At 61.0% G+C, this 973-nt stretch carries 1 protein-coding gene; it reads left to right on the top strand.

The features are described 5' to 3' along the window. Window positions 1–120: 120 nt before the first annotated feature. A partial coding sequence (locus tag EOA27_RS38000) for an aminotransferase (RefSeq protein ID WP_127258915.1) occupies window positions 121–973 on the top strand: 853 nt, incomplete at its 3' end.

The following is a 973-nucleotide window of genomic DNA, read 5'->3' as shown; positions in this document are numbered from 1 at the left end:
GCTTGACACTATATCTTATAAGAAACATGATGCATCAAACAGCACAATGCAAGAGGGAACTGCGGACCCTTGGAGGGGGCATGGCAATACCCGCTTGGACGCAGGCAGACAGGAGCCATGATGGACCCCCGACCGAATTCCCCTGAAGCCCGCGATATAAGCTACCACATGCATGGCTACACCAACGCGCGCAAGCACCAGGAAACCGGTCCGCTGGTCATCGAAAAGGGCGATGGCGTCTATGTCGAGGACATTGCCGGCAATCGCTACATCGAGGCGATGGCGGGCTTGTGGAGCGTTGCCGTCGGCTTCTCGGAAAAGCGGCTGGTCGAAGCCGCGACAAGACAGATGTCGAAGCTGCCCTTTTACCACGACTTCGGATCGAAGGCGCATTCGCCGCTGATCGACTTGGCCGAGAAGCTGGTGCAGATGGCGCCGGTGCCGATGAGCAAGGCTTATTTCACCAATTCCGGTTCCGAGGCCAACGATACCGCGATCAAGATGATCTGGTATCGCTCGAACGCGCTCGGGCAGCCGGCGCGCAAGAAGATCATCAGCCGCAAGCGCGGCTATCATGGCGTCACCATCGCCTCGGCCAGCCTGACCGGCCTGCCGAACAACCATCTCTCCTTCGACCTGCCGATCGCCAACATCCTGCACACGTCGACGCCACATCACTGGCGCGACGCGGAGCCCGGCGAAAGCGAGGAACAGTTTTCCGCCCGGCTCGCGGACGAGCTGGAGAAGCTCATCCTTGCCGAGGGGCCTGAAACGATAGCGGCCTTCATCGGCGAGCCGATCATGGGCGCCGGCGGCGTTGTCGTCCCACCCGCCGGCTACTGGCAAAAGATCCAGGCGGTGCTGTCGAAACACGGCATCCTGCTGGTGGCCGACGAAGTGATCTGCGGGTTCGGCAGGACCGGCGAGATGTTCGGTTCGCAGGCCTTCGGCATCAAGCCCGACATCATGGTGC

The sequence above is a fragment of the Mesorhizobium sp. M2A.F.Ca.ET.037.01.1.1 genome (assembly GCF_003998075.1).
In the GTDB taxonomy this organism is placed as follows: Bacteria; Pseudomonadota; Alphaproteobacteria; order Rhizobiales; family Rhizobiaceae; genus Mesorhizobium.
Note: the sequence above shows the minus strand (reverse complement) of the source record. Positions and strands in the feature narration are given on the sequence as shown.